Annotated in this window: 17 protein-coding genes; 10 read left to right on the top strand and 7 right to left on the bottom strand. The window is 68.3% G+C overall.

Annotation, left to right across the window (positions count from 1 at the left end; translation table 11 throughout):
• Positions 1-2 precede the first annotated feature (2 nt).
• Positions 3-1,199 (top strand): class I SAM-dependent rRNA methyltransferase, encoded by a 1,197-nt coding sequence (locus FMQ63_RS32270; protein WP_026114307.1) that lies wholly within the window; start codon positions 3-5, stop codon positions 1,197-1,199.
• A gap of 90 nt (positions 1,200-1,289) precedes the next feature.
• On the opposite strand, the gene FMQ63_RS32265 is transcribed toward FMQ63_RS32270, so the two are convergent.
• On the bottom strand, positions 1,290-2,240 hold the full coding sequence (locus tag FMQ63_RS32265; protein WP_011553328.1) for a hypothetical protein: 951 nt from the start codon (positions 2,238-2,240) through the stop codon (positions 1,290-1,292).
• Between the two features lie 161 nt (positions 2,241-2,401).
• Here FMQ63_RS32265 and FMQ63_RS32260 point away from each other — a divergent pair, with 161 nt between their 5' ends.
• From FMQ63_RS32260 to FMQ63_RS32250, 3 genes are all read left to right on the top strand, one after another.
• A complete protein-coding gene (locus FMQ63_RS32260) occupies positions 2,402-3,034 on the top strand; it encodes an alpha/beta hydrolase (protein WP_011553329.1) in 633 nt (210 codons plus the stop codon).
• A gap of 162 nt (positions 3,035-3,196) precedes the next feature.
• On the top strand, positions 3,197-4,990 hold the full coding sequence (locus tag FMQ63_RS32255) for a S8 family serine peptidase (protein WP_011553330.1): 1,794 nt from the start codon (positions 3,197-3,199) through the stop codon (positions 4,988-4,990).
• Positions 4,987-5,202: a DUF5818 domain-containing protein gene (locus FMQ63_RS32250; protein ID WP_011553331.1), complete on the top strand. Its 216-nt coding sequence runs from the start codon at positions 4,987-4,989 to the stop codon at positions 5,200-5,202. Before FMQ63_RS32255 ends, FMQ63_RS32250 begins: the two co-directional genes overlap by 4 nt.
• A gap of 16 nt (positions 5,203-5,218) precedes the next feature.
• On the opposite strand, the gene FMQ63_RS32245 is transcribed toward FMQ63_RS32250, so the two are convergent.
• From FMQ63_RS32245 to FMQ63_RS32220, 6 genes are all read right to left on the bottom strand, one after another.
• Entirely contained in the window at positions 5,219-6,412 is a 1,194-nt protein-coding gene (locus FMQ63_RS32245; protein WP_216609410.1) for a type II CAAX endopeptidase family protein, read from the bottom strand.
• A 98-nt stretch (positions 6,413-6,510) separates the two neighbouring features.
• A complete protein-coding gene (locus FMQ63_RS32240) occupies positions 6,511-9,066 on the bottom strand; it encodes a 1-acyl-sn-glycerol-3-phosphate acyltransferase (RefSeq protein ID WP_011553333.1) in 2,556 nt (851 codons plus the stop codon).
• A 12-nt stretch (positions 9,067-9,078) separates the two neighbouring features.
• On the bottom strand, positions 9,079-10,800 hold the full coding sequence (argS, locus tag FMQ63_RS32235; protein WP_011553334.1) for an arginine--tRNA ligase: 1,722 nt from the start codon (positions 10,798-10,800) through the stop codon (positions 9,079-9,081).
• A gap of 75 nt (positions 10,801-10,875) precedes the next feature.
• Positions 10,876-12,573, bottom strand: a complete 1,698-nt coding sequence (locus FMQ63_RS32230) for a hybrid sensor histidine kinase/response regulator (protein WP_020478986.1) — start codon at positions 12,571-12,573, stop codon at positions 10,876-10,878.
• Between the two features lie 100 nt (positions 12,574-12,673).
• Positions 12,674-13,405 carry a HEAT repeat domain-containing protein gene (locus tag FMQ63_RS32225; protein ID WP_011553336.1) on the bottom strand — a complete coding sequence of 244 codons (732 nt, stop codon included), beginning with the start codon at positions 13,403-13,405 and terminating at the stop codon, positions 12,674-12,676.
• Between the two features lie 91 nt (positions 13,406-13,496).
• On the bottom strand, positions 13,497-14,672 hold the full coding sequence (locus tag FMQ63_RS32220) for a DnaJ C-terminal domain-containing protein (RefSeq protein WP_011553337.1): 1,176 nt from the start codon (positions 14,670-14,672) through the stop codon (positions 13,497-13,499).
• Positions 14,673-14,784: 112 nt separating this feature from the next.
• On the opposite strand from FMQ63_RS32220, the gene FMQ63_RS32215 reads away from it, so the two are divergent.
• From FMQ63_RS32215 to FMQ63_RS32190, 6 genes are all read left to right on the top strand, one after another.
• The gene (locus tag FMQ63_RS32215) at positions 14,785-15,483 is read left to right on the top strand and encodes a hypothetical protein (RefSeq protein ID WP_225909244.1); all 699 of its coding nucleotides are present in this window, start codon (positions 14,785-14,787) and stop codon (positions 15,481-15,483) included.
• The gene (rimI, locus tag FMQ63_RS32210) at positions 15,480-15,974 is read left to right on the top strand and encodes a ribosomal protein S18-alanine N-acetyltransferase (RefSeq protein ID WP_011553339.1); all 495 of its coding nucleotides are present in this window, start codon (positions 15,480-15,482) and stop codon (positions 15,972-15,974) included. The genes FMQ63_RS32215 and rimI overlap by 4 nt, the downstream gene beginning before the upstream one ends.
• Positions 15,975-16,196: 222 nt before the next feature.
• On the top strand, positions 16,197-16,568 hold the full coding sequence (gene rpsL, locus FMQ63_RS32205) for a 30S ribosomal protein S12 (protein ID WP_002637381.1): 372 nt from the start codon (positions 16,197-16,199) through the stop codon (positions 16,566-16,568).
• 150 nt (positions 16,569-16,718) lie between these two features.
• Positions 16,719-17,189 (top strand): 30S ribosomal protein S7, encoded by a 471-nt coding sequence (gene rpsG, locus FMQ63_RS32200; protein WP_011553340.1) that lies wholly within the window; start codon positions 16,719-16,721, stop codon positions 17,187-17,189.
• A gap of 144 nt (positions 17,190-17,333) precedes the next feature.
• A complete protein-coding gene (gene fusA / locus FMQ63_RS32195; protein ID WP_011553341.1) occupies positions 17,334-19,409 on the top strand; it encodes an elongation factor G in 2,076 nt (691 codons plus the stop codon).
• A gap of 144 nt (positions 19,410-19,553) precedes the next feature.
• Positions 19,554-19,692 (top strand): GTP-binding protein (locus FMQ63_RS32190; protein WP_228556459.1); only part of this gene is annotated, 139 nt, incomplete at its 3' end.

Below are 19,692 nucleotides of genomic sequence, written 5' to 3'. Positions count from 1 at the left end.
CCGTGAATGTCGTGAAGCTGGAACTGGCGCGCGGACTGGGGCGCCACCTGCGCGCGGGGCACCCGTGGGTGTTCCGCAAGGCGCTGGAGCACGTGCCGAAGATTCCGGCCGGCAGCGTGGTGGACCTGACGGAGAACGGGAAGTTCGTGGCGCGCGGGTATTACGACCCGCACTCGGCCATCGCCGTGCGTGTGCTCACGCGCGACTCGCGTGACACCGTGGATGCGGGCTTCATCACCCGGCGGGTGCGTCAGGCCCTGTCCGAGCGCACGGCGCTCATCGACCTCACCGACACGGACAGCTACCGCCTGATTCATGGCGAGGGCGACGGCCTGCCGGGCGTGGTGGTGGACCTGTACGCGGGCTGGGCGGTGATGAAGCTGTACTCCGCGGGCCTCACACCGTACCGGCCGCTCCTCATCGAGGCGCTGAAGGCCGGCGTGCCCGGGCTCAAGGGCATCATCGGCCGTGACGAGGTCGGCCGCGACGACGTCGACGAGGACGAGGGACGCGGCTCCGGGAAGATGCTCTTCGGCCACGAGGCCCCGGAGCTGATTCCCATCCGCGAGCGCGGGGCCACCTTCCTGGTGGACGCCTGGAAGGGGCAAAAGACGGGGTTCTTCCTGGATCAGCGGGAGAACCGCTACCTCATCCGTCGGCTGGGCAAGGGCCGCGACGTGCTCAATTGCTTCAGCTTCAGCGGCGGCTTCTCCGTCAACGCGGCGCTGGGTGGGGCCAACAGCGTCTTCTCCGTGGATCAGGACCCGGACGCCATCGCGCTGGCTCGGGAGAACTTCACGCGCAACGGCATCGCCGCGGAGAAGCACGACTTCCTGGCGGCGGACGTCTTCAAGATCATCCAGTCCTTCAAGGACGAGGGCCGCACCTTCGACCTCATCATCCTGGACCCGCCCGCCTTCGCGAAGAGCCAGCGCGCGGTGCAGGCGGCCATTGACGGGTATGCGTCCCTCAACCGGCAGGCCCTGGCCATCCTCCGGCCGGGTGGGTTGCTGGCGACGGCGTCGTGCTCGGCGCGCGTGAGCCCGGACGACTTCATGGGCGCGGTGCGCGAGGCGGGGTTCAAGGCGGGCGTTGACCTGGCGCTCGTCGAGGAGCGCTACCAGCCGCCGGACCACCCGGTGCGCTTGCAGTTCCCGGAGGGGAAGTACCTCAAGTTCTACGTGCTGCAGTCCGTGTAGCCCGCCGCCGCGAATCGCGGGTTGAAACGCAAGAGGCCACGAGGTTCATCACCTCGTGGCCTCCGCTGTTTCCCGGTAGGGAAGGGCGGCTCAGAAGTTGCCGGCGCGGCCCTCTTCGAACGGGACGCGGTGGTTCAGGTACGTCTCCGTCAGCGAGTGGGCGCCGCTGAACATGCCCTTCTCGGAGAAGTGGTGGACCTGCGCGCCCTTGCCAGCGTCGCGGAACAGGTCGCCCGGCGTCCAGCCCTTGCTGCCCTGGCCGAAGATGACAGGCACGGCGTCCTTGTTGTTGACGTAGTGCACGTAGTTGGGGCCGTCCGGGTAGGTGGTCGCCGCCGCGCCGAAGGTCTCCACGTTGACGCGGCTGAGCAGCTGCTCCACCTGCGCCTTGGACATCCCATCTTCGATGCGCAGCCGGTTGCCGACATCCTTCAGCGCGCGCGAGGTGATGAGGCCGCCGTGGCTGTAGCCCATCAGGTGGATGTCACGGCCCGCCTTCAGCTCGGAGTAGACGATGTCCGACAGCGAGTCGACCGCGGGATTCTTGCCCTTGTTCAGCTTGTCCTTCGCGGCCTGGATGACGTCGGCGAGCATTCCGGACGTGGCGTTGTGCACGCCGATGGCGCGCATGCCGGTGCTGTTCGCGAGGGCCTGCAGCTCGCGCGCCTGGCCGTCCTTGTTGGTGCTGATGCCGTTGACGTAGACGACCGTCGCCGTGGCGTTCGGGTTGTTCGCCGGAACGAAGGCGGGGACCTGGTTGAGCGGCGTATTCGGCTCGAACGTCTGGCCGCCGGCGCCCACCAGCTTGCCGTCGAAGACCTTGTCCTTGGAGCCCGCGGGCGCGGTGAAGACGCCACCCACCGCGCGCGTCTGCGCGGAGCGGCTATCGAAGCCATCCACCACGACGCCGCGCTGAGCGGCGCCACCCGTCACGGGAGGCTGCACGGTGTTGGTGGCGGTTGATCCACTTCCACGAACGCGGTCGGCGGTGCTGCGGGAGGTCTGCGCGATGCTGTTCCGTCCGCGCTGGATGGTGCTCATGGGGTGGGGGCTCCTGCGGAAACTGGGGGTGTTTCCGCATTGTCCTCGAATCCACCAGGAAGTTTCCTGTCGGAGAAGATTCGACGTGAAATCGTGTGTGGGTTCGTGTCGGACGGCGCGTGTGGGCGGCCGCGCGAGGGTGTAGGGGTTTATGGTGAGGCATGGTTCAGAAAGGTCAGTTCCTCGAACGCGCGACGCTGGTGCCGGTGGGGTCGGAGGTCATGGAGGGCACCACGCACCGGGGAAGCCGAGCGCCGCCGCTGCTCGTGATTCCGCCCCGGCCGGACGAAGGGGGCGGCATGGACCACGTCATCGCGGCGGAGCTCGTCTGGGCGGCGGCGAACGCGGGCTTTCCGACGCTGCGGTTCAATCACCGGGGCGTGGGGGCCAGCCAGGGCAAGCGGGGGCGGGACTTGGAGCTGCTGGCGGACGCGGAGGCCGCCATGCAGATGCTGCTGGAGAACGCGGGGGCCAACGCACTGGCGGTGGCGTCACTCCACGGGGGCGCCCAGGTGGCCCTGGCGCTCCAGGCGAAACACCCCGCCGTGGGAGGCCTGTGTCTGGTGGCCCCGGCCCTGGTGGCGCCGGAAGTCCTGTCCCGGGTGACGTGCCCGCTCCTGGTGGTACAGGGGGAGGAGGACACCCGGCTGCCGCGGGCCGCCGTCTCCGCCGCTATCGCTCGGACGGGAGGCGACTTGGAGGTCATCGACGATGCCGGACCTACCTTCCAGCGGAACCTTCCTCAGGTCGGCCGAGCTGTCGCGGCCTGGCTGCGGCGGCTCTCCGGCGGATGACCGTTGTATCGCAAACCATCGTACTTCTTCACGTTTCTCCTCCTTGCCGCCCTTGCACGCAGGGAGAGGGGACATCCAGACTGTCGGTGCAGACCCAATCGTTGTGACGTTCGTTCGTAGGGGTCTTCCAGACGCGTGTTTCGTTTCTCAAGGAGTGGCCTGATGCGGAAGGTGCGATGGACCCTGGGGGGCGCGGCGCTGGCCCTGACGCTGTCGGCCGCCTGTGCGTCCGCTTCTCGTGAGCAGGACACGCCTCCCCCTGCGAATCTGCGGGCGCTCGATGCGCGGGACGTGGTGGCGGGCGCCATCGTCGTGGACTTCAAGGACGGCACGACGAAGGCGGAGTTCGACGCCTGGGAGGCCGACTGGGGCGTCGACCTGGAACTCAACTCCGTGGAGAGCGCCGACGAGGCCCTCACGGTGGCGGTGGGCGTGGACGACGTGGACGGGGTGCTCGAGCGCATCCGCCAGCACCCCGCCGTGGAAGCCGCCGAGCCGTTGATGGAGGTCCGCGCCAGTTTCACGCCGAACGACCCGCATTTCGCGCAGCAGTGGAACCTGCGGATGATCGACATGCCCAAGGCCTGGGAGCGCAACCGGGGCAAGGGCGTGGTGGTGGCGGTGCTGGACACTGGCATCGCGTACGAGGACCACGGCGACTTCAAGCAGGCGCCGGACCTCAAGGGCGTGAAGTTCGTGAAGGGCTTCGACTTCGTCAACGACGACGAGCACGCCAACGACGACCACGGGCACGGCACGCACGTGGCGGGCACCATCGCCCAGGCCACCAACAATGGCGAAGGCGTGGCGGGAGTGGCCTTCGAGGCGACGCTGATGCCCGTCAAGGTGCTCAACCACTTCGGTGGCGGGAACACGGCGGACATCGCGGACGCCATCCGCTTCGCGGCGGACAAGGGTGCGAACGTCATCAACCTGTCCCTGGGCGGCGGGGCGTACTCGCAGGTGATGGCCAGCGCGGTCGAGTACGCGCGCAAGAAGGGCGTCACCGTGGTGGCCGCGGCCGGCAACGGCGGGCGGGCGACGGTGGAATTCCCCGCGGCCTACCCGGGCGCGGTGGCGGTGTCGGCCGTGGGGCCGGACGGTGTGCTGGCGCCCTATTCCTCCTACGGCAAGGAGTTGGACATCGCCGCGCCGGGTGGTGACAAGCGCCGGGGCGACCAGGGGGGCATCCTCCAGAACACCCTCGACCCGCGGGACGTCTCGCGCTTCGTCTACGCGTCCTACCAGGGCACCAGCATGGCCACGCCGCACGTCGCGGCGGTGGCGGCGATGCTCTACGCGGCCGGCGCCAAGGGACCGGACGAGGTGGAGCAGGCCCTCTACGCGGGCGCGAAGAAGTCCGCGGACCAGGCGTGGAGCGAGCAGTACGGCCACGGCCTGCTCAACGCCGAGGCGTCGCTCGCGTCGCTGCGCGGCGGCGGCTTGGCACAGTGGCCGCCGCTGTACTGGGCGCTGGCGCTGCTGGCGTTCGTGCTGCTGACGCTGCGAGGCCGTGCGCGGCCGGGCTACCTCAACGTGCTGGTGCGGCCCGCCTTCCTCATCCCGCTGCTGCTCTCGACGGTGGGGGCCTTCTTCCTGCGCGGCTGGTTCGGGGGCGCTGAGGGGGCCGCAGGAGACGTGGTGCAGGTGGCGTCGCTGCCCCTGCCGGATTGGGAGCGCATCATCTTCGGCCGGGGCCGGACGGTGAACCCGCTGTTCTACAGCGCGCTCATCCCGCTGCTCCTGTCGCTGCCGGCCATCAAGTGGCGGGGGCTGCGGTCGGCCATGGGGGGCCTGGCGCTCGGCTTCGCGGGCTTCCTGGCCTACACGGCCTGGGCCGGAGCGCCGGCGCTGGCGTGGCTGCCCTTCGCGTTCCTTGCCAAGCCCTGGCTGGGCTTCAACACCGTCATCTGCCTCGTCATCGCCCGCGCGATGCTCCAGAAGGAGGACGCATGAAGCTCACTGGCCGCGTCGTGTTCCGTGACATCGAAACGGGGGTCTGGGTGCTGGAGGGAGACGACGGCACCACGTACCAGCTCGCTGGCGGGGACCGGAAGCTGAAGAAGGACGGTCAGCGCATCGAAGCCGAAGGCCGCGTGGACGGGGACACACTCACCAGCGCCATGGTGGGTCCCATCTTCCACGTCAGCACGTACCGCTTCGTCTGAAGCGGCACTGCGCGGGTCAGGGCTTCAGCCCTGGCCCGGTTTGGATGCGGTGCGCGCGAATCTGCCGCTCCCGCTCCTCGTAGTAGGCCTCCATGGGCAGCTCCCCTCGGCGCGCCGAGGCGCGGAGCGCGCTCAACGCCTTACGCTCCGCGTGCAGCGCGGGGGCCTGGGGGGACTCCAGCGTCGGCAGCGGGTGCTGCGCGTCGTAGAAGTTGAGGGCCAACCCCCGCGAGTCCACGGCCACCAGCAGGCCCAGAGACACCGTGGCCCCCACCACCCAGGGAAGCATCAGTCGCACCAGGGAAGGCGTGGGGCCGGGCTCCTGGGCCTCCTCGTCGCTGGCGCGTGCGCCGGGACCCCAGACGCCAGGCTGCCGTCGCGCGTAGGCGAGCAGGGCGCTCATGCCCGCCCAGCCCGCCGCGGCGAGCACGAGCACCAAGCGGGGGTCTGTCGCTTCAGACGTCGCTTCGGAGGCATCCGTGCCCAGTGCCTTGGCGGACAGGAAGAGCACCGAGGACACCAGGTTGTTGGCCGCGTGGGCGCCAATGGCGGGCCACAGCGAGCCGGTGCGCAGGTAGAGCCAACCGAAGAGCAGGCCCAGTTCCGTGCGAGCCAGGAAGCCCACCGGGTCCAGGTGGAAGGCGCTGAACACCACGGCGGAGATGACCAGGGGCGCGGTGGTGGGCGCGGGTGCCGGTGGGGTGAGGCCTCGCTGGAAGATGCCGCGGAAGAAGAACTCCTCGCAGAAGGGCGCGGCCACCGACACACCCGTGAGGATGATGGCCAGCTCCAGCGGCGTCTGATCCGCGAACAGCTTCGAGCTGTCGAACATCCGCGTCAGCCACTCTGGCGCCACCGACTGGGCCAGGAACTGGATGGGGACCACCAACGCGAAGAAGTTCGCCACGCCCAGGAGGAATCCGAAGACAGTGGCCGCTCGCGGCGCTGGCAGCAGCCCCGTGTAGAGGACAGGGCGCCAGCCCGCGTTGCGCAGCATCACCCAGCCCAGGCCCAGGAACACGACCAGCTCGGTGAACCAGATGCCGAAGGCTGGGTTCGCGAGCTGGACGGTGCCGCCCACGAGGATGAACGCGCCGAGTGCAAACGCGGCGCTCACCACCGCGAGCCATTTGGGGCTTGTGCTCAAGCGGGTGCCAGAGGGCGGCCCTGGTGGAGGGGGCGCAACATCGCTGGGGGGGGCGTCTTCCAACGGGCTTTCTCCTATTCCTCTCGTGCTCGAACCTTGACGCCCTTCATCCTGGCTCGAACAGCGCGGTGGCGGGCGCGGACGGGGCCAGGGAGGGCTGCTCAGCCGCGCTTCAGGTACCCACGGATGTCGTCCACGAGCTGTGTGCGGGCCTGCTGCTCGGTGGCGGCGGGGCCCAGCGTCAGCTTCTTGTCGGCCTCGATGAGCAGCTTCTGGTCCAGGAGGAACGCCACCGCGTTCTCCAGCGTCACCTTGGCCAGGGACTCGGAGGCGGTGATGCGGCCGGCGTGGTACTCCGCGCGGCCCGTTTCCAGGGCCATCTTCACGAAGGACTTCCGGTCCTCCGCGGCGCCGGTGGCCACATCCTGGAGCGTCAGGGCCGCCAGCAGGTAGGCCTCCAGGTAGTCGCGCAGCATGTCGGCCAGGAACTCCAGGTCCGGACGCGCGTGGGCCTCGGGGGCCACGCGGAGCGTCTCGTTCTCCTCAAGCACCAGGCCCATGCGCTCCAGCCGCTCCACCGTCTCCGCGAAGATAGAGTCGAACGTGGTGCCCACCCGGTAGATGAATTCCACCTTGAAGAGGCGGGACAGGAACAGCGCGCGCTCCTTCACGGTGTCGTAGGGCGCCGGGCTGCCGCTGGCAAGCATGGCGTTGGCCACGAGGCTCCGGGAGGCCACCAGGTTCATCAGCGTGTTCTTGTAGAAGGACAGCTCCGGGCGGCGTGCCTCCTCGACCTGGTAGATGACCTCGCCACGCGCTTCCTGGGTGCGCACCATCTCGTCGGAGATGAACGTGCGCATGGCGTCCTGGATGGGGCCCATCGTCTCCGGGTTGCTGGGGGCGTTGCGCATCTCCACCGACTGAGGCGAGCCCTCCTCCACGGCGATGCGGCGCAGGATGTTGATGCGGTCTGCCATCTCCCGCTGCGTCAAGCCGCGGCGCCGGTGCGAGAGCAGGGCGGTGCTGACCAGCGCGTGCGGCGTCACCGTGGACACCTTGCTGATGCCGTACATCACCCGGTTGCCCAGCGCGCGGACGAGCCCCTTCTTCTGTTCGTCCGACACCGGTTCGTCCGGGTTGATGCCACGTGCCTGCATGAACGCGCGCAGGGAGATGGGCTCATCGAAGCCCAGGTGGATGCGGCCGTACCGCGCCGCCAGCACCTTGGGCGTGCTCAAGAGCGCCTTGAGGTCCTCGGGCTTCTTCTCTCCGCCAGCCAGCTCCTTCGAGTAGCTGCTGGACTCGACGACCTTCTCGTAGTCGATGGCCACCGGCACGAAGATGAGGTCATCGCGCGCGCCCTCCAGCACGGACTCCACCTGCCAGGTGAACATGCCCAGCTTGGGCAACAACAGCTTGCCCGTGCGCGAACGGCCGCCTTCCGGGAAGAACTCCTGGTGGATGCCGTCGTGCACCAGCTTGCGCACGTAGGCCTTGAAGGACGCGGCGTAGACCTTGTCGCCCTTGAAGGAGCGCCGGAGGAAGAACGCGCCACAGCGGCGGAAGAACGTGCCCAGGGGCCAGAAGGAGAGGTTGGCGCCCGCGGCCACCAGGGGCACCGCGTAGCCCCGGTTCCATAGCACCCAGCTCATTACCAGGTAGTCGACGTGGCTCTTGTGGCTGGGGCACAGGACGATGGGCGCGTGGCTCGCGGCCTTGAGCGCGCGGTGGAGGCCGGCCTCGTCCACGTGCATGCCGTCGTAGATGCGGTTGAACACCCACTCCAGCACGGGGGAGGTGAACGCCAGCGCGGTGGGGCTGGGTTTGGCGGCAATGGCCTCCAGGTTGCGGCGAGCCTCGCGCAGGACGCTCTCCGGCTTGCGCCCGGATTCCGCCGCGCACTCCTCCACCACCTTGCGCAGGGACCTGTCGCGCAGCGTCTCCTCGATGACGCGCGAGGCGGGCTTCACCGGCGGACCGAACACGGCCCGCGTTTCGCGCGCGAGGTGGACGTGGAGACTGCTACGCGCCTTGCGAGCGAGCAGTTCGTCCGAGTCGCGAGGGTTCTCCGCGACGAAGCGCTGCAGGTCGATGGGCTCGCCCACGCGGAACTGCGCGCGCTTGTAGTTGCGGAAGAAGGCCAGCATCGAGTGCAGGAATCCCGGTGCCTCGGGGCTGCCGAACACCACGTCCACCCAGTTGGGCTTCAGGCGCGCGGGGCGCTTCTCCCAGACGAACAACTCCGGCACCAGGTACACGGGCTTGTCGGACTGGCGGGCCATGGCCACCAGGGCGGGGAAGGGGTCCTCGCGCGTCTCTTTCCCAGACGGACGGAGCAGGGCGGTGCGGCGCAGGAAGACCAGACCGCTGCCCCCCGTCTGCCGGGCGTGCTCGAAGCGCTGCGTGAAGTCACCGCTCTGTTTCGCCTGTCGCCAGGGTCGGGTGAACCATGGCCGCAGGTTCACCACGGCGCGCACGGGCGGCAGCGCCCGGCGCACCATGGCCCACGTCAGGTAGAGGAAGTTCACCCAGGCGGTGGTGCGCATGACGTGCACCACGAAGCCCTTGGCGTGCAGGTTCCGGAGCTCTGTTTCTGCTTCCGGCGGGAAGTGCACGCTCTCCAGGTAGCGCGTTCCCAGCGCCCGGCCCATGGGGCCGAATTCGTCCTTCAGCGAGGACGCTCCCTGATTCGCAGTCGGTGACAGCGCGGTCTCCAAGAATGCTCCCGGCTACATGTTGTCGGGCGTGGGAATGCCCAGCAGCGTCAGTCCCGCGGCCAGAGTAACCCGGGCGGCGTCGATGAGGGCGAGTCGCGCGGAACGCAGCGCGTCATTGCCTTCGACGTTGATGCGCTTGTCGCGCTCCTGATTGCCCAGCGTGTAGTAGCGGCTGAGCGCCGAGGCCACGTCGAGCAGCAGTCTCGCCACGAGGCTGGGCTCATACTGCTCCGCCGCGTCGCGAACCACCTCGGGCAGGCGCATGATTTCGCGCAGCAGGGCCTGCTCCTCGGGGAGCGTCAGCAGGGCCGCGTCGTAGCTGGCCGGCGCGCCACCGCCCTTGCGCAGCACGTTGACGGCGCGCGCGTGGGCGTACTGGAGATAGGGGCCGGTGTGGCCCTCGAAGCTGAGCACCTCGTCCCAGTCGAAGGTGTAGTCGCTGGCACGCTTGTGCTTGAGGTCGCCGAAGGCAATGGCGCCCAGGGCGATCTGCTCGGAGAGGGCGTCCGCGTCATCCGTCTGGATGCGGCCGGCCTCCACGTTCTCCCGCACCTTGACGGAGACGCGCTCGCGCGCCTCGTCCAGCACGTCGTTGAGCTGAACCACCTGGCCCTTGCGCGTGCTCATGCCGTGGATGCGGCCGAACGCGACGTGGACGGTGCGGTCCGCCCAGGGCAGGTCCATCTCCTTCAGCGCGCGGAACACCTGCCGGAAGTGCAACGCCTGGTCCTGCGCGACGACGTAGAGCGACTTGTCGAACTGGAAGCGCTCGTACCTGTCTTGCGCGGCGGCCAGGTCACGCGTGGCGTACAGCGTGCTGCCGTCGTTTTTCTTCAGCAGGATGGGTGGCTCGTTCTCCGCGTAGGTCAGGTCGACGATGAGCGCGCCCTGCGACTCCTTCACGCCGGGCTTCTTCGCAATCTGGTCGATGACCGCGTCCATCTTTCCCTGGTAGCGGCTCTCTCCCTCGATGTGCTCGAACTCGATGCCCATCCGCGCGTAGATCTTCTTGAAGCCCTTGATGCTGGTGTCCCGGAACTGGTTCCAGAGCTTGAGGGCCTCGGCGTCACCGGCCTCCATGCGGCGGAAGAAGGCGCGGGCCTTCTCGTCGAACTCGGGCTCGGCCTCGGCGCGCTTGTTGGCCTTGACGTACACCTCCACCAGGTGGCCCATGTCGTCGATGCGGGCCGGGTCGCCGTACTCCTGGAAGCCCACGGCCACCAGGCCGAACTGTTTGCCCCAGTCGCCCAGGTAGTTGATGCCTTCCACCCGCCAGCCCAGCGCCCGGTAGATGTTGGCGATGCAGTGGCCGAGGAACGTCGTGCGAATGTGGTGGAAGCCAATGGGCTTGGCGATGTTCGGCGACGAGTAGTCGATGGCCACCGTCTTGCCGCGGCCCGCGTCCTCGTCACCGCCGTAGCGGATGCCCGCGCTTCGCGCGGCGTCGATGACCTCCGCCGTGAAGGGCAGGGTGGGGAAGCGCGCGTTGACGTACGGCCCCACGGCCTTGATTTCCAGCCCGGGGACGCTGAGCGACTGCGCCAGCCCGGCGGCGATGGCGGGTGGGGCCTTCTTCTGGGCCTTGGCGAGAGGGAAGGTGGCGAAGCTGAGGTCGCCGTGCGCCGGCTCGGCGGGCTTGACCTGGGCTTCGATGTCGGCGGCCGGCACGCCCAGGGCATTGGCAAGAGCCTGGGCGAAGGCGGCGCGGTAACGGGAGTAGACGGATGTGCTCATGGGGCTGCGGGGATACTAGACAAACCGAGGTGGCTTCCGGCCACCTCTTGTTCGCGCCCGCGGCGAATCCCCCAGTCACGGCACGGCGGGGGCTCGCCGGCTGGGCCGGACCACCGCAGAGACGGTGTCCAGCAGCTTGGGCAGGTTGAGGGGCTTTTCGAAGAAGCCGTCGATGCGCTCCAGCCCCTGGCCCGAGGTGAGTGACGCCACCTCGGTGGCTCCGGAGATGATGTACACGACGATGTCCGCCAGCGACTCGTTGCCACGGATGTAGCGGAGCACCGATTGCCCATCCTCCTCGCTCAGCCGCAGGTCGAGCAGGACCATGGCTGGCCGGATGTGAGAGAGAATGGACCGTGCCTCGGATGCGCCCGAGGTGGCCATCACCCGGTAGCCCTCCTGCTCCAGCACCTGCTGCAGCACCTCCCGGCAGTCGGCGTCGTCCTCCACCAGCAGGATGCCGCCGCTCTTGGGCGCCGCCTGGGCCATCTCCGGCGCGCTGACGGCGCCGGCGAACATGGGGAGCACCATCTGGAACGTGCTGCCCTCGCCCAGGACGCTGGCGCTCTCCATTCGTCCGCCATGGAGGGCGACAATCTTCCCTACCAGCGGCAACCCGAGCCCCGCACCAGGCGGCCGGGGCATGCCCGGGGTGGCGCGGTAGAAGGCGTCGAAGACGTGCTCCAGGGCCTCGCTGGACATGCCCGGGCCGCTGTCCTTCACGGTCAGCATCGCCAGGCCGTCCTCGGCGGAGACGCGCACCTCGACGGTGTCGTCCGCCTCGCTGTGGTGGATGCCGTTCTCCACGAGGTTGTGGATGGCCTCGGCGATGCGCTCGCGGTCGCCGCGGACGAACACCTCGGGGCAGGGGGGAATCACCACGCGTACCTTGCAGTGCTCCGCGAGCGCCCCCAGTGAGCGCACCACTTCCTCCGCCACGGCCTTGAGGCCGAAGGGACGCTGATTGAGCTGCATCTTCCCGGACTGGAGCCGGGACATGAGCAGCAAATCGTTCACCATGCGCAGCATCCGGTCCGAGTTCCGGTCGCAGATCTGCACCGCGCGGCGCTGGGCATCCGTGAGGGGCCCCAGCTTCTCGCGGCCCATCATCGCCAGGTAGGACTTGATGGTGGTGAGCGGGTTCTTCAGGTCGTGCGAGACGTTGCCCAGCAGCTCCTCGCGGTTCTGCTCCAGGCTCTTGAGGCCAGCGATGGCCGTCTGCAGGTCCTTGTTGCGGCGGGCGCTGTCGTCACGCAGGCGCGCCACCTCGTAGGCGGCGGTGAGCTGCGCCGCCAGTGACTGCAACAGCGTGTCGGACGGCTCGCGCCGGGAGCCCAGCACCACCAGGACGCCACCGACGCCTTGCGGGCCCTCGAGTGGCACGGCGACTGTGTCCCCATCACGCAGCAGCGCCTTCTGGGAGAAGGCCCGGCCCACCACGCCCTCACCGGGGACGGCGGCGGTGACGCGGTCGTCGTAACGGCCTCGCACGTGCTCGACGTGGAGCTGCTCCCGGGATGGGAAGTAGCGCGCCACGTAGCAGACCTTCGGCTTGAGGAGTGTGTGGATGGTCTGCAGGTGGGCGCGGAGCGCTTCGGTGGGCCCCGCGTTGTCCGTCAGGTGCCGCGACATCTCCAGCAGGGCGCGGTGAGCAACATCCGCTTCCACCGAGGGGAGCGGCTTCGCGGGCCGCTTCGGAGTCTTCTTGGCCGCCTTCGCAACCGGACGCAGCGGTACGACTTCCGCCAGCGTCCCCTTCTTCTTTGAGCGCACGGGGTGAATCCTTGCTCAAGTTCCGCGCGCCTGTGAACGGCCTCTGCCTTCCGAGGCCTTCCGGAGGACAGTGTCCGTGTCGGCTGGCCGACAGCCGGGCTCAGGCCCGGCGCTGGATGCGCTGGTCGTTGCCCAGGGCGTAGGGCTCCACCAGCAGCGGCTCCACCTTCTCCCGGTAGCCCTCCACGGAGAAGCCACCTTCCGCCAGCGCGCTGAGTACGGACGTCTGCACCCGGCGAGCCGTCTCGTCGGCGGTGAGCAGCTTCAGCATGGGCTCGCGCGCCGGCTCGTACTTGAAGACGCCCAGCGCCTTGAGCGCGGCGATCTTCACGTCGTCCGACATGTCCTCCAGGAAGGGCACCACCGTGGGGGGGATGCGGGGGTCCTGGCTGCCGGCCACGTGGTGCAGCAACACCACCTTCTTCTCCGGATTGCGCGTGTAGTGGGCGGACAGGTGCTGGAGCGCGCTCACGCAGGCGGTGATGGTCTCCTCCTCGGAGGTCAGCTCACCGAGCAGCCGCAGGGCCCACGAGGCGGCCTGCTCGCTGGTGCGCAGGAACTCCAGGATGGGCGGCACGGCGACGTCCTTGCCGAAGCTCTTCACCAGCTCGAACGTGTGCTCCTTCTCATCCGCGTCCGTAGTGAGCGGGTCCACGGTGAGGGTGAAGCGGCTGAGCAGCACGGACACGGCCTCGGGGACCTTCATCTCCCCCAACTGCTGGATGGCCTTCTGCCGGGTCGCGGGGTCGCCGTACTTCTGGGTGACCTTGGGCTTGAGCTTGAGGGCTTTCTCGGGGCCCGAGCCGCCCGTGAAGATGTCTAAGAGGCCCATGTGCGCGTGTGCTCCGTATGGTTCGGCGGCGTGAGAAGGTGGGGCGCAGTCCGTCTATGACGGTGCGACGCCCAGGACAAGAGGCAAGAGGCTAGAGCGTCAGCTCGCGGCGGACGTCGCCCTGGTAGGCCCGGGCGAGCGCCTCGGCGGCGGCCCGAGCCTCGGCGGTTGTTTCCTCGGGGACCTTCACCTGGAGGTGGAGGTACAGGTCGCCCTGTGCTCCGCCCTTGAGCGAGGGAACGCCGCGCCCCTTCAGCCGCATGCGGCGGCCGGATTGGGAGTGGGGGAGCACCTTCACGGTGACTTCCCCCTGGAACGTGGGGACGCGCACGTCGGCGCCCAGCAGGGCCTCGGAGACCGTCACGGGCAGATCGAGGTGCAGGTCGTCGCCTTCGCGACGCACGAGGGGATGTTCGGCCACCTCGGTCTCGATATAGAGGTCTCCTGGGGGGCCGCCGCGTGTCCCCGCCGCGCCCTGGCCGGAGAGCCGCACCTTTGAGCCGGTGTGCACGCCCGCGGGAATCTTCACCGTCAGCCGGGCCAGCTCCTCCTTCACACCCGCGCCCCCGCACTGGGGGCAGGGTGGCGCGGCCTTGCCCGTGCCGTGGCAGTTGGGGCACGCGCCCGCGCCACCGAACAGGCTCCCGGAACGCCGGGCTCGGCCCGTACCGTTGCAAACGTTGCAGGTGGACACCGGTCCTGATGTGCCTCGGCCACTGCACGTGGAGCACCGGCCCGGACGGTTGAAGGCCAGGGGGCGCTCGGTTCCGGAGACGGCTTCAGCCAGGGTGAGCTGGACGCGGACCGTCAGGTCCTCTCCACGCTCAGGCCCGGCGTTGCGACCCCGACGCCCAAACATCTCGCCAATGTCGAAGCCCCCCGGGGCGCCGCCCGCCGCGCCACCGCCACGGCCTCCGAACAGGTCGCCGAAGAGGTCACCCAGGTCGAAGCCCTCGGCGCCATAGGGAATGCCCCCGGCACCGGCGCTCCCGGCCGAGGCTTTGTAGGCCCGATAGGCCTCCGCCTTCTTTTCGTCGAAGCCAATCTTCTCGGCGTCCGGGCCGAACTCGTCGTAGAGCTTGCGCTTCCGGGTGTCTGACAGCACCTCGAACGCCGCGCTCACCTGCTTGAACTTCTCCTCGGCGGCCTTGTTGCCCGGGTTGACGTCCGGGTGGTACTTGCGCGCCAGCTTGCGGTACGCCTTCTTGACGTCCTCCGCTGAAGCCGACCGATCGACGCCGAGGGTCTGATAGTAGTCGTCCGCCATTTGTTCCCGCCGTGGTGTACCCGATTCAACGTAACCAGCCGGTAGGCACGCGCCAGCAAGGACTGTCCGGACCGTGCGAGATGTATAACGTCGCCGGAGGATGAGGGAGCCCATGTCACCGCCTCGATGGCTCGGTGCGGATACCCTGTGGCTTGCGGGCTGGCTCTCGCTGGCGCCAGCCGTGGGGGCTGCGGCGACTCCGCCGGCCACCGTGGAGGGCCGGGTCGCGGACCAGGTGGTGGCGATCATTGAGGGCCAGGTGCTCACCCTGAGCGAGCTGCGCTTCGAGGCTCGGGTCGCGCTCCTCCAGCGAGGCGGCGTGCAGGCCCTGGAGCTCCCGCTCGACGAGGACACGCTCCGGGGGGCCCTGGAGCTCATCATCAACCAGCGGGTCCAGGTTCTGAATGCGGACCGTCTGCAGGCATTCCCTGCCGAGCCCGCGGAGGTCCAGGCGCGGGTGGACGCATTCCAGGCGGTGCTAGGAGGGGAGGCGGCGTTGAAGCGGTTCCTGTCCCGCCATGACGTGGACGTGCAGGGGCTGGAGCGGGTGCTGGCGCGGGGGCTTCGGGCCGAGCGCATCCTGGACAGCCGCATCCGGCTGCGGGCGCAGGTGGGTGAGACCGAGGTCCGCCGCCACTTCGAGCAGAACGCGGACGAATATCCGGAAGGCTACGAGGCGGCGCGCGCCGCCATCCGGGAGAAGCTGGTTCGGGGGCGGTATGGGGCGCTGGCGGCGGAAGAGCTGGCGCAGGTGCGGGCCTCGGCGCAGGTGCGCCGCGTGGCGCCCTTTGCCCGGGAGGCAAGTCGATGAGGCGGATGCGCGAGGAGTCGGCGCCCGAGGCCCGGCACGGCTACACCATCCGGCAGATGGCGGCGGAGGACCTGTCCGCGGTCATGCTGCTGGAGCAGGCCTCGTTCAAGAACCCCTGGTCCCAGGACCTGCTCAAGCGCGAGCTTCAGCACGAATGGTCCACCATCCTCCTCGTGGAGGAGGAGCGGGAGGCGGACGGGCCGGAGCTGCTGGGCCTGGCCATCTTCTGGATCGTCCATGACGAGGTGCACGTGCTGAACGTGGCCACCGCGCCCAAGCACCGGCGCCGGGGCGTGGCGCGCGCCGTCATGGACGAGGTCCTGGCGCGGGGGAGGGCCAAGCGCTGCACGCTGGCCACCCTGGAGGTACGCAAGAGCAACGAGGCCGCGCTCCAGCTCTACCGGGCCTTTGGCTTCCGCCCCGTCGGCATCCGGCCGAACTACTACGTCGACGAGGGGGAGGACGCCGTCGTGATGGTCCTCGACTTCTAACCGCACGCGGAGTAGAGGACCGCCCCGTTGTAGACCAGCCGTGCGCGGAAGCGCCGAGGCGGGGAATGGGACCTGGGACCCTGGCCGGTTGTAGGCAAGGGACAGGCCGTGCTTGACACGGATAGGCCCCTTCCTATACTCGCGCGCCTTTACCGTTGTCTTGTAGGTAGATATGCGCCGCCTGGTGTCTCTGGCGGCGACGAACCCGAAGAAGAGGTATCAGTGCCGACCATTAGCCAGCTGGTCCGCAAGGGCCGCGAGAAGCTCGTCGTCAAGGGCAAGAGCCCCGCGCTCAAGGAGTCCCCTCAGAAGCGTGGCGTCTGCACGCGCGTGTACACCACGACCCCGAAGAAGCCGAACTCGGCCCTCCGCAAGGTGGCCCGTGTTCGTCTGACGAACGGGATCGAGGTCACGTCCTACATCCCCGGCGTGGGTCACAACCTCCAGGAGCACTCGGTGGTGATGATTCGCGGTGGCCGTGTGAAGGACCTCCCGGGCGTCCGCTACCACATCGTCCGTGGAACGCTGGACTCCGTGGGTGTCGCGGGTCGCAAGCAGAGCCGCTCCAAGTACGGCGCGAAGCGTCCGAGCTGATCGCTCGTCACGCGGATCACCTTCTGTAGCGCAGAGTCCGGACGCATCGCCCCGCACCCTGGGGAGCGTCCTTGTGAAGTTCCTCCTGCAGTGCTTGAAGCCCCGTGGATTTCTCCCAATGGGAGTGGGGCGTAAGGGAAGAGAGAAGAGATGCCTCGCCGTCGCGTAGTCGCCAAGCGCAAGATTCTTCCGGATCCGAAGTTCCAGGACCGGCTCGTCACCAAGTTCGTCAACGACCTGATGCGGAAGGGCAAGAAGTCCATCGCGGAAGGCGTTTGCTACGGTGCCTTCGCCCTCATTGAGGAGCGCGCGAAGGAAGACCCCCTCAAGACCTTCAAGAAGGCCCTCGACAACGTCAAGCCGGTGCTCGAGGTCAAGAGCCGCCGCGTCGGTGGCGCCACCTACCAGGTGCCTGTCGAGGTCCGTCAGGACCGCCGCGTGGCGCTCGGCATGCGTTGGATCATCACCTACTCCAAGGCGCGTGGTGAGAAGACCATGCAGGAGAAGCTGGCCGGTGAGATCATGGACGCCGCCAACAACCGCGGCAACGCGGTGAAGAAGCGTGAAGACACGCACAAGATGGCGGAGGCCAACAAGGCCTTCGCTCACTACCGCTGGTAGGCCCTAGAGGCTTCGCGGTGACCGCCCGGGTGCAGAGGATGCATCCGGGCGGTTTTGTTAGATGAAGCAGGTTCTCTGAATCCGTCCGGCCGGCAGGTGTCGAGGCCTCGGGCCCGCCCTTCCTCCCTGGAGAGGTATTGAGTCATGGCCCGTGAGTACCCCCTCGATCGCTACCGCAACATCGGCATCATGGCGCACATCGATGCCGGCAAGACGACGACCACGGAGCGCATTCTCTTCTACACCGGCGCCATCCACCGGATGGGCGAGGTGCACGAAGGCAACACCACCACCGACTGGATGGTCCAGGAGCGTGAGCGCGGCATTACGATCACGTCCGCCGCCATCTCCGCCTTCTGGGCCCGGCACGACCAGCGCTACCGCGTCAACATCATCGACACGCCGGGACACGTGGACTTCACCATCGAGGTGGAGCGCAGCCTGCGCGTGCTGGACGGCGCCATCACGGTGTTCGACGCGGTGAACGGCGTGGAGCCGCAGTCGGAGACGGTGTGGCGCCAGGCGGACAAGTACAAGGTCCCTCGCATCTGCTTCATCAACAAGATGGACCGGGTGGGCGCCGACTTCGAGATGTCCGTGGGGACCATCCGCGAGAAGCTGGGCGCGCGTGCGGTCCGCATGCAGCTGCCGCTGGGCGCGGAGGACAAGCACCGCGGCGTCATCGACCTGCTGAAGATGAAGGCCCTGGTATTCCAGGACTCGGAGCAGGGCAGCCACTACGAAGAGTCGGACATCCCCGAGGAGTTCAAGGAGGCGGCGGATGCTGCCCGCGCCGAGCTGCTGGAGGCCGCGGCCGAGCAGGATGACGCGCTGACGGAGAAGTTCCTCGAGGGCGTGGAGCTGACCGAGGACGAAGTGCGTGGCGCCATCCGCAAGGGCTGCCTGGGCCTGAAGCTGTTCCCGGTGTTCTGCGGTTCGGCCTTCCGCCACAAGGGCGTGCAGCCGCTGCTGGACGCGGTGGTGGACTACCTGCCCAGCCCGCTGGAGGTGCCGCCCATCCACGGCAAGACGCCCAACGGCGAGGATGCCGTGCGCGAGACGCGGGACGACGCGCCCTTCAGCGCGCTGGCGTTCAAGATCATGAACGACCCCGCGTTCCAGTCCCAGACGCTGACGTTTCTCCGCGTGTACTCCGGCAAGCTGGAGGCGGGCACTGCGGTGTGGAACTCGGTGAAGGGCAAGCGCGAGCGCATCAGCCGGCTCGTGCAGATGCGCGCGGACAAGAAGGACGAAATCACCGAGTGCTATGCCGGTGATATCTGCGCCGTGGTGGGCCTGAAGCTGGCCGGCACGGGCGACACGCTCTGCGACGACAAGCAGCCCATCATCCTGGAGCGGATGGATTTCCCCGAGCCGGTCATCGACATCGCCATCGAGCCGAAGTCGACGGCGGACCAGGACAAGATCCTCCAGTCGCTGCAGCGCCTGGCCATGGAGGACCCGTCCTTCCGCGTAAGGACGAACGAAGAGACAGGGCAGACGCTCATCGCAGGCATGGGCGAACTCCACCTGGAAATCATCGTCGACCGCCTCCTGCGCGAGTTCAAGGTCGACGCGAACATCGGCAAGCCCCAGGTGGCCTACCGCGAGACCGTCACCACGCAGGTGGAGATGGAAGGGAAGTACATCCGCCAGACGGGTGGCCGAGGCCAGTACGGCCATATCTGGCTGCGCGTGGCCCCCAATGAGCCGGGGAAGGGATTCTCCTTCGAGAACAAGGTCACCGGCGGCGTGGTCTCCAAGGAGTTCGTCGACGCGGTGAAGGCCGGGTGCGCCGAGGCCATGCAGAACGGCCCGGTGGCCGGCTACCCCATGGTGGACGTGAAGGTGGAGGCCTTCGACGGCTCCATGCACGACGTGGACTCCAGCGAGATTGCGTTCAAGATCGCCGGCTCGCTGGCCTTCAAGGACGCCGTGCGCATGGCCACGCCCGTGCTCCTCGAGCCCATCATGAACTGCGAAATCGTCACGCCTGATGACTTCATGGGCGACGTCATCGGCGACCTGAACGGGCGGCGTGGGAAGGTGCAGGGGATGACCCCCCGGCCTGGTCGTGTGCAGGCCATCCAGGCGCAGGTGCCCCTGGCGGCCATGTTCGGCTACTCGACCGACCTGCGCAGCCGCAGCCAGGGAAGGGCGACCTACACCATGCAGTTCAGTCACTACGCGCCCGCGCCCAAGACGGCGCTCAACCGCTGAGTGGCTTCGGCCCGGCCGTGGACCGGTCGGGCGATTTCAGTTGACGTTGTGGCAGGTTTGGAGCAGGACGCAGCACCTTCGCAGTTGTTTTCCGCGAGTCGAGACGTGCCGGGCTTTGGACCGGCAACCCCGTGAGGAGAGGCCATGGCCAAGGAAAAGTTCGAGCGTAACAAGCCCCACGTGAACATCGGCACGATCGGACACGTGGACCACGGCAAGACGTCGCTGACGGCCGCCATCACCAAGGTGCTGGCGAAGACGGGCGGCGCCACGTTCCTGGCGT

The organism is Myxococcus sp. CA005, assembly GCF_006518205.1.
Taxonomy (GTDB): domain Bacteria; phylum Myxococcota; class Myxococcia; order Myxococcales; family Myxococcaceae; genus Myxococcus; species Myxococcus xanthus.
This window is presented reverse-complemented; position numbering and strand designations above follow the sequence as displayed.

What these genes read in the sequence shown, in the direction of transcription:
- FMQ63_RS32265 (WP_011553328.1), bottom strand. Translation starts at nt 2,240, where the DNA reads ATGAGCACCATCCAGCGCGGACGGAACAGCATCGCGCAGACCTCCCGC.
- FMQ63_RS32260 (WP_011553329.1), top strand. Translation starts at nt 2,402, where the DNA reads ATGGTTCAGAAAGGTCAGTTCCTCGAACGCGCGACGCTGGTGCCGGTG.
- FMQ63_RS32255 (WP_011553330.1), top strand. Translation starts at nt 3,197, where the DNA reads ATGCGGAAGGTGCGATGGACCCTGGGGGGCGCGGCGCTGGCCCTGACG.
- FMQ63_RS32250 (WP_011553331.1), top strand. Translation starts at nt 4,987, where the DNA reads ATGAAGCTCACTGGCCGCGTCGTGTTCCGTGACATCGAAACGGGGGTC.
- argS (WP_011553334.1), bottom strand. Translation starts at nt 10,800, where the DNA reads ATGAGCACATCCGTCTACTCCCGTTACCGCGCCGCCTTCGCCCAGGCT.
- FMQ63_RS32225 (WP_011553336.1), bottom strand. Translation starts at nt 13,405, where the DNA reads ATGGGCCTCTTAGACATCTTCACGGGCGGCTCGGGCCCCGAGAAAGCC.
- FMQ63_RS32220 (WP_011553337.1), bottom strand. Translation starts at nt 14,672, where the DNA reads ATGGCGGACGACTACTATCAGACCCTCGGCGTCGATCGGTCGGCTTCA.
- FMQ63_RS32215 (WP_225909244.1), top strand. Translation starts at nt 14,785, where the DNA reads ATGTCACCGCCTCGATGGCTCGGTGCGGATACCCTGTGGCTTGCGGGC.
- rimI (WP_011553339.1), top strand. Translation starts at nt 15,480, where the DNA reads ATGAGGCGGATGCGCGAGGAGTCGGCGCCCGAGGCCCGGCACGGCTAC.
- rpsG (WP_011553340.1), top strand. Translation starts at nt 16,719, where the DNA reads ATGCCTCGCCGTCGCGTAGTCGCCAAGCGCAAGATTCTTCCGGATCCG.
- fusA (WP_011553341.1), top strand. Translation starts at nt 17,334, where the DNA reads ATGGCCCGTGAGTACCCCCTCGATCGCTACCGCAACATCGGCATCATG.